Here is an 8,312-nt window from a genome sequence, read left to right on the forward strand (position 1 = left end):
CACAAAAGCAATATGGGGCGGACTTGATGTCCGCCTTTTTTATAAAGGAGTTTTCACCATGATAAAAATACAGATACCTGCCACGTCGGCTAACCTTGGCGCCGGTTTTGACGCACTGGGGCTTGCGCTCACTTACTACAACTACATTGAAATGGAGGAGTGCGACAAGATAGACATAACGGCGGCGGACGGGCTTGACATTCCTACGGACGAGAGAAACCTTATTTACATTTCTGCCAAAGACCTTTTTGCGGTATGCGGAAAAAAACTTGAGGGACTAAAGCTCATACAGACAAGTAATATTCCTATGGCGAGAGGTCTTGGCTCGTCTTCTGCCTGCATAATCGCAGGACTTGTGGGAGCAAACAAAATGCTTGGAGATCCCCTCACAAAGGACGATCTTGTTGACCTTGCTGCTCAGATAGAGGGTCACCCTGACAACACTGCGCCTGCACTGCTGGGCGGAATCGTTACGGCGGTATTTGACGGAAGAAAGGTACACTGGGTAAAGCAGGAGGTTTTCACAAAGCTGAAATTCGTGGCGATAATACCTGATTTTGAGCTGAAAACTGAGGAAGCGAGGGCTTGTCTGCCTAAGGAAGTTTCACACAAGGACGCAGTTTACAACCTTTCCCGTGCGGCGCTTTTCTCGGCTTCGCTTCTTACGGGCAAGTTTGAAAATCTGAAAACGGCAGTTGATGACAGGCTTCACCAGCCTTACAGAATGGCGCTTATACCCCACTGCAAGGACGTTTTTGACATTGCGTACACTCACGGTGCATATGCGGCATACATAAGCGGTGCAGGTCCAACTATCATGGCTATTGTGGACGAGAGCAATCAATATTTCGCAGGCAAGATGAAATTTTCTCTTGACAACGCAGGGCTTAAAGGCTGGCAGGTAAAGGAATTTCACATTGACAACGAGGGTACGAAGCTTATATGAACAGGTGCAAATGGTGCGACCTTAAAAATCCAAAGTATGTGGAATATCATGACAAGGAATGGGGCGTTCTCAGGACTGATGACAGCTATTTGTTTGAGATGCTTGTGCTGGAGTCTTTTCAGGCTGGGCTTTCGTGGGAGTGCATACTGAACAAGCGTGAGAATTTCCGCAGGGCTTATGATGAATTTGACCTTGATAGGGTCTGTGGATATGACGAAGAGAAGATCGCAGAGCTTTGCTCTGACAGTTCTATTGTGCGAAATAAGCTGAAAATTAGGGCGAGTATTTCTAATGCAAGAATATTTCGGGATATTGTGAAGAAGCAGGGGAGCTTTTATGATTATCTTTGCAAGTTTACTGACGGAGAAATATTGTATGAGTGCGATAAAACTACCAACGAATGGTCCGACAGGATATCTGCAGACTTGAAAAAGCGTGGAATGAAGTTCGTGGGAAGCGTGATAATATATTCGTTTTTGCAGGCGGTGGGAGTGATATATTCCCATGATAGTGAATGTGGACTTTATAGAGAAAAATAAAGTAAAGATATAAGCAAAGCGGTGTCGGAGTGGAAACTCTGCACCGCTTTTTCGTATTCTCATAAACAATGTAAAAAACCGCCCTGCACAATGTATACAGAGCGGCTGCATTTTTTCAATTTTTTTATTCCATAGGACAAATATTTTTGCGGTTTTCGGCTATCCTTTCGTCTATACCCTCTACCTGCGGCTTAACAAGGCTCGATGTTCCTGCGACAAACATTCTTGCACCTGCTTCGTAAAGCTTGCGGCAGTTCTCGTTTGACATATTGCCGTCAGTTTCTATGATGATGTCCTCGTGGCCGTTTTCGTCAAGCCACTTTCTAAGACGTCTTGCCTTATCCACCGTGTTAGGCACGAGCTTCTGTCCTGCAAAGCCAGGGTTTACTGTCATGACAAGCACACCGTCTATGAAGTCTACGGCTTCCTCTACCACGCAGATAGGTGTGCCGGGATTGATAGCCAGGATAGGCTTTGCACCGATAGAACGGAGATATTGCAGGCACTTTGCGATATGCTTTGTGCTTTCATAATGCACTGCCGCATAATCGCCCTCTCTGATATCAAACCACTGGAGCCTTTCCTCTGGCTTTTCTATCATGAAATGAAAATCAAATGGGATATCCGTCAGATCACGGAGCTGTTTTACATAATCAGGATAAAGTGTGAAATTCGGCACAAATGAGCCGTCCATTACGTCTATATGGAGATATTCGATATTGTTGCGCTTAAAAGCGTCAAGATATTCCTTTATCTGTCCCAGATGGACGCACATCATTGAGACTGATATCATACCATTGTCCATACTGATCCTCCTGTTTCTATTCATCTTTTTTATCTTATGCTGTTATCTTCAGGCTCAATGCCCATGATAAGCTGGTCTATTACTCTGTCGGTAGACTTGCCGTCTGTATATTTGAAGTTCTTCTTTATGAAGCCCTCCATTTTTTCAAACTCGTAATCCTTATCTCTGAGAGCGGTCATAAGCTCATCAAAATCGTGGACGATCTTACCAGGAACAAGCTCCTCATACGGCTCATAGAAATCTCTTGTTGCTTCATAATACTTTTGGTCGAAAGCAAAGAAAAGCATCGGCTTTTTAAGCAGTGACATCTCATATATGATAGAGCTGTAGTCTGTGATAAGCACGTCAACTATAAAGAGGATATCATTTACCTCTCTGTAGTCGGAGGCGTCAAGTATTCTGTGAGCATACTCGTCAGGTATTTCGATACGCCTTTTTACAAACGGGTGGAGCTTTACGATAAGAACGGAATCCGTTTCATCAAGAAATTTGCCCCATGCTGTAAGGTCAAGCTTATCAAATGGGAAATGAGCATTATTTGCGTTATTTCCTCTGAAGGTCGGTGCATACATATAAACTGTTTTTGCAGTTTTGCACTCAGGGAAAACTTCCAGCATCTGCTCTCTTGTTTTGGCTTTATATTCGTCGTCAAAGAAAATATCCGTTCTTGGGATACCCACAGGATAGAACTTCTTTTCGTCGATAGCGAAGCCCTCTGCATGGTGGAGTGCAGAATGATAGGAGCTTACAGGAACGTGGGTATAGCACTTATGCACCCTTGTATTGAACGGAGGTGCGCCCGGCTTGCCCAGTCTTTCAAAGCCCAATGACTTGAACGCTCCGCAGGCGTGCCATACCTGAAGCACCTTGACGTTCTTAGGATAATCCACAAGATAGATGTCAGGATAATAATCATCTATAAGAATGATATCGGAGGTTGCAAGATAGTAGACGAACCTTATCATGGCAGGTATCGACCTATTGACAGTGATACTAGCTTTGAAGTCAAATCTGAACTTATACTTGCTGTCAAGTCCTCTTTCTATCATGCGGTCATAGATGACCTTTTCGTTTCCGCCTATCTCGGCTCTCGAACCGCTGGCAAAGAGGATAATATCCCCGTTTTTCTTAGCAAAATGCTTAAAGAACGAGAAAGCCTTTTTAAAGCACCATATCTTTAAACCGTAAACATCTCTTATGATAAGCTTCTTACGGTTTTGAAGCTTCTTCTCAATACGCTTTGGCAAGGTCTGGGAAGGCTTAGGCTCTTTATAGGTGACGGCAAGCTTATATTCGAGTGTATCCATATCGCTTGCAGACTCGGCATAGAAAAGGTTTTCTGCGCCTCGTCTGAGCTTGAAGTTCATAGGGTTCGCCTTTGTATCGTCCTCTATAGTTTCCACTTTATCGGATATGATACAAGGATACTCGTTCGTAAGCACCTGTTTTGACAGGCATCTGCCATCGTTATCATAGGTGAGCTTGAGAAGCGTACTGCCACTGAGGACATAATCCACTGTATCTGTTGATATCTGCGGTTTATTCATGCCCTTATACTTTGTGAATATTTTAAGGGCATATTCGCCTGTGGCGATAGGAGCTTCGTTATTGGCGGACATTATATTCACTGTCAGATGAAAATGAGTTCCGCTTACTTCAAAATGCTGGGCAGGGAACATACAAGTTCTATCATGTGTGACAAATCTTGCTGACAAGTTTTCAAGCTCGTCTTTTTCAAAGCCCACAAGCTCGCCCTCGATATGGAGGATAACTCTCTTGAACTCTACTCTTGTAAGCTCTGCGAATTTTTTGTTTCTCTCTTTTAATCTCTCAATAGTCTTTCTTCTGTTCCCGTATATCTCTTCAAATTCGGGAGTCATATTATCCATTTAAAACTATTCCTTACTTTCCGCCGCTTTTATCTATCCCTCAACTTTCATTTCAGGTCTTGAAAAGCGACTACAAAATTTTTACTCAAATTTACAAACAGTAGACTGTTTAATCGTCAAATGTGAACATTACCTTTAAGGTGAACTCGCCTGTGTTTCTGATAGCGGAGAATGCCTTTTCGTTCTCCTCTATTGTGAATGTATGTGTGATAAGATCGGCAAAGTTTACGTCGCTATGCTCGAAAACTTCAAGGGCTTTCTTCCAATCGTTCACTCTGCTGTTATAGCTGGAATTCCATGAGCCTTTGACTGTTATCTGCTTTCTCAGTATTGACCAATAGATATTCTTAGGCAGGATAAGGTCTGTTGAAGGGTTGCCAACGAGAACAATACTGCCAAGAGCGCCTGTTGACTCGATAGCGGAGGCGATAGCTTCGTTCGAGCCGACAGCTTCAAATGTTACGTCTGCTCCGTCGATACCTATTATCTTCTTCACCTGTGCAGGGAGATCGTCAACGCTTGTATCAACAACGTCAAAGCCCAGCTTCTTTGCATACTCAAGCTTATTCTTTGAACGACCTGCGATAACCACCTTACCGGTCTTTGTTCTCTCTTTTGCAAAGAGGGCTATCATAAAGCCTATTGTACCTGTGCCTATGATAACAACATTCTGACCCTCTTTGATGTCACCGATATTTACAGCGTGCATTGAAACAGCGGCAGGCTCGCAGAGCGCTGCAGTTTTATAATCGAGGGTATCGTCGAAGGGAACTAAGTTCCATACCGGAACAACGAGGTACTCAGCCCATGCGCCGTCCTGTCTTGAACCGAAATAGCTATAGCCTGAGCATTGTGCATATTCCTCCATTTTGCAGGCTTTACAATGCTTGCAAGGGAGCATTGGGAACACGCAGGAACGTTTGCCGAGAAGGCTTTCGTCAACGTCATCGCCAACTGCAACTATCTGACCTGAAAACTCATGACCAGGTATGGTCGGGAAGTGGTAAGTTCCTGTTACAAAGCATCTTGGCATATCGCTTGAACAAATTCCGCACGCCTTTATTTTCAGCAATACGGTGCCTTTTTCAAGCTTTGGCACGTCTACCTCAGTTACTCTCAGGTCGCCCACGCCATAAAGCACAAGTGCTTTCATCTTTTCGGGTATGTTTATTAAGCTTTTCATAAAAAAAGTCCTTTCTATTTACCGCCAAGCAGCGTTCTGACAATAAGCAGGTCGCTGTCTGTTGTTATCTTGAAATTAATAGCGTCGCCCTCTATAAGGTGGATAGGCTGGTTATTCATTGTGCATATCTGCGAAGTGCCTGTGATGACTTTTTTCTGCTCCTCAGTGAGGTTATCCTGCATTTGGATAAAGTGGGCAAGGCGGAAGCTGTCGGGAGCTTGTCCGCTGTAAAGCTCGCTTCTGACAGGGATGTCTTCAACATACTCTCCTCCCTTTGAATGGAGGATAGTATCTGCACATGGAAGTCCGCAGACGCAAGCACCGTATTCTGCGGCACAATCTATGGAATCGTTGAGTATCTTCTCTGTAACAAAAGGTCTTACGGCATCGTGGATAACGATAACATCGTCATCATGAAGTTCGTTATCATTTGTGATAGCGGTGGTGACATTATTTATAGTATCCATTCTTTCCTTGCCGCCGAGGATCACCCTTACCTTTTCGCTTTCAGGAATATTCTTTTTCACCTGTTCGTTCATATAGTCCTCATAGTCCTTATGGACGGCGATATAGATATAATCAAATCTCTTTACCTTGAGCATATTTTCAAGGGTATAGATTATGATCGGCTTACCTCCGATCTCGATAAACTGCTTTGGTATTTTTGAGCTTTTAACTCTTGTACCTGATCCCCCTGCGAGCATTGCACCGTAAATCATAGACAAACTCCTTACTGATATTTATATTATAATAATGTATCTGACAAATAGATCATTGTGATACGCCGATAAAGTTTCGGCAGTCAACGGGCGAACGCTGTTCACCCCTACTTAGTATTCGCTGTTTTGTGACATAATATAATCGGCTATCCTTTCGGTAGAACGGCCATCGCAAGCGCCCATAAATCTTTCTCTGAAATCAGAAATGACAGTAGGGTCGGCTTTTCCCTGCTTTATGGCGTTTATAAGCTCCTCATTGGTCTTAACTATTGGTCCCGGGAGAAAGCTATAGTCATAGGGATAATAAAAGCCTCTATAGTCATAAAACTGGTCAAGGTCAAAAGCGTAGAATATCATAGGTCTTTCAAAGAGCGAATATTCAAAAATAAGCGAAGAATAATCGGTTATGCACATATCGGCAGTAAAAAGAAGATCCTCGATAGGCATATGTTCTGTTATGTCAAAGGCGAAGTCCTGACAATCCTCGGGGATATCCCACTCCTTTTTAACAAAGCCGTGTCTTTTTACAAGAAGCACCCACTCGCTGCCGAAATTCTCTTTAAGGGCTTTTATATCCAGCTTTTCGGGGATATAAGCCTTATCAGCGTCCCCACGATAGGTCGGGGCATAGAGCAGGACTCTTTTATACTGTGCGTTCGGGCAATTCTTATAGAGATTTTCAAAGGCTTTCAAACGATTTTCCTCTTTAAAGAAAAAGTCAGTACGAGATACGCCTATTGCCTGCACGCTATTATTATCAAGGTCAAAGCCGAAAGCTTCCTTGAAAGCCCATATGCACTCTTTACTGCTGACGGTACAAAGTGTATAGCTTGTATGAGCAGGGAACTTTCTCAATTCTTCCAGCGACTCGCCGAAAGAGAGGTCGGTGATACTTTCTCCCCACTTTTTGAAAGCTCCGCAGGAATGCCATGTTTGAATGACCTTTGTGTCTTTTCTGAACTTAAAAGCGCCGAACAGATTACAGGTATCGTTAAGCAAAACGCAACCCACGTTTCCCATTAGCCAAGTAAGCTTCAGATATCTCAGCAGATAGCCCATTCCGCCCTTATTATTATGGACGTAATAGACCTGCGGATCAAGTCCTCTGGTCTTTATCTCCTCATAGATATAGCGGAAGCTATCCGTCAGCGTACCGCTTCTTATCTCGGCAAAGATGACCTTGTTTTTTCTCAAAGGTCTAAGGCTTGACACTTTATAGCAAAGGGGATATACTCCTTTGAACATTATGATCTTGGCGGTGTTTCTGACCGCCTGTTTTAAACCGCTCATTTCTCATCCTACATTATATCATATTATGCGCCGTTTGTCTACACTTTAACAAATAACAGGACACTTTTGCGGCACATCTCACAAAAAAGCTTATTTTCTTAGCTTTATTATGCTCATTTTAACGTATGCACAACGCTAAAAAAGTTCTCTTGTGTAGTATTATAGTGCAGAACGGGAGAAGTGTCAAGGGGGTATTTGTAATTTTGTAAAATTATTTGAATAATGAAAGTGAGTGTGAAAAAGGCTGTGAACGAGGTGCGTTCACAGCCTTGGGGTATCGTATCATTCCCACTCCACCGTTCCCGGTGGCTTTGAGGTTATATCGTAAACTACTCTGTTTACATGGTCTACTTCATTTGTTATCCTGTTGGATATTCTTGCGAGAACATCGTATGGTATCTTTGCCCAATCGGCTGTCATGAAGTCGTCTGTTGTTACAGCTCTGATAGCTATAAGGTGGTCATAGGTTCTGTGGTCGCCCATTACGCCTACTGTCTGGACGTTCGGGAGAACTGCAAAGAACTGGCTCAGGCTGCTCTCAATTCCGCTTTTCTTGATCTCGTCACGGAAAACGGCGTCTGCTTCCTGCAACACCTTTATCTTATCCTCTGTTATCTCACCGATTATTCTTACGCCAAGTCCTGGACCTGGGAACGGCTGACGCCATACGAGTTCCTTTGGTATGCCGAGCTTTTCGCCGACTTTTCTTACCTCGTCTTTGAAAAGGTCGCCAAGAGGCTCTATAACGCCGTCAAAGTTGATATCCTCAGGCATTTTTACCTGATTGTGGTGGGTTTTTATTGTGGCAGCGTCGCCCTTTCCGCTTTCGATACGGTCAGGATAGATAGTACCCTGTGCGAAAAATCCGCCGTCTGCCTCTTCTCTTATCTTATCCCAGAACACTTTATAGAACTCTGTGCCGATAGTTTTTCTCTTTTCCT

The 8,312-nt window shown here is 43.6% G+C and carries 7 protein-coding genes and 1 pseudogene; 2 read left to right on the forward strand and 6 right to left on the reverse strand.

Annotation, left to right across the window (positions count from 1 at the left end):
• Positions 1-946 (forward strand): homoserine kinase (thrB, locus tag QVO88_RS02930; protein ID WP_288177737.1); only part of this gene is annotated, 946 nt, incomplete at its 5' end.
• On the forward strand, positions 943-1,485 hold the full coding sequence (locus tag QVO88_RS02935; protein WP_022287037.1) for a DNA-3-methyladenine glycosylase I: 543 nt from the start codon (positions 943-945) through the stop codon (positions 1,483-1,485). The genes thrB and QVO88_RS02935, both read left to right, overlap by 4 nt.
• A gap of 124 nt (positions 1,486-1,609) precedes the next feature.
• Here the strand turns inward: QVO88_RS02935 and QVO88_RS02940 are convergent, their stop codons facing one another.
• The 6 genes and pseudogenes from QVO88_RS02940 to QVO88_RS02965 all read right to left on the reverse strand — a co-directional run.
• A complete protein-coding gene (locus QVO88_RS02940) occupies positions 1,610-2,290 on the reverse strand; it encodes a ribulose-phosphate 3-epimerase (RefSeq protein ID WP_022287038.1) in 681 nt (226 codons plus the stop codon).
• Positions 2,291-2,319: 29 nt separating this feature from the next.
• The gene (locus tag QVO88_RS02945; RefSeq protein ID WP_022287039.1) at positions 2,320-4,179 is read right to left on the reverse strand and encodes a CDP-glycerol glycerophosphotransferase family protein; all 1,860 of its coding nucleotides are present in this window, start codon (positions 4,177-4,179) and stop codon (positions 2,320-2,322) included.
• A gap of 109 nt (positions 4,180-4,288) precedes the next feature.
• Positions 4,289-5,362, reverse strand: coding sequence for a galactitol-1-phosphate 5-dehydrogenase (locus tag QVO88_RS02950; RefSeq protein WP_022287040.1), 1,074 nt, complete (start codon positions 5,360-5,362; stop codon positions 4,289-4,291).
• Positions 5,363-5,376: 14 nt separating this feature from the next.
• Complete coding sequence (locus QVO88_RS02955) at positions 5,377-6,081, reverse strand: IspD/TarI family cytidylyltransferase (protein ID WP_022287041.1); 705 nt, start codon at positions 6,079-6,081, stop codon at positions 5,377-5,379.
• Between the two features lie 111 nt (positions 6,082-6,192).
• Positions 6,193-7,371: a CDP-glycerol glycerophosphotransferase family protein gene (locus tag QVO88_RS02960; RefSeq protein WP_022287042.1), complete on the reverse strand. Its 1,179-nt coding sequence runs from the start codon at positions 7,369-7,371 to the stop codon at positions 6,193-6,195.
• A gap of 282 nt (positions 7,372-7,653) precedes the next feature.
• Positions 7,654-8,312: pseudogene (locus QVO88_RS02965) on the reverse strand (GMP synthase (glutamine-hydrolyzing)); the annotation flags it as partial.

It is taken from the genome of Ruminococcus sp. CAG:57 (assembly GCF_000435935.1).
GTDB classification, from domain to species: domain Bacteria; phylum Bacillota; class Clostridia; order Oscillospirales; family Ruminococcaceae; genus Hominimerdicola; species Hominimerdicola aceti.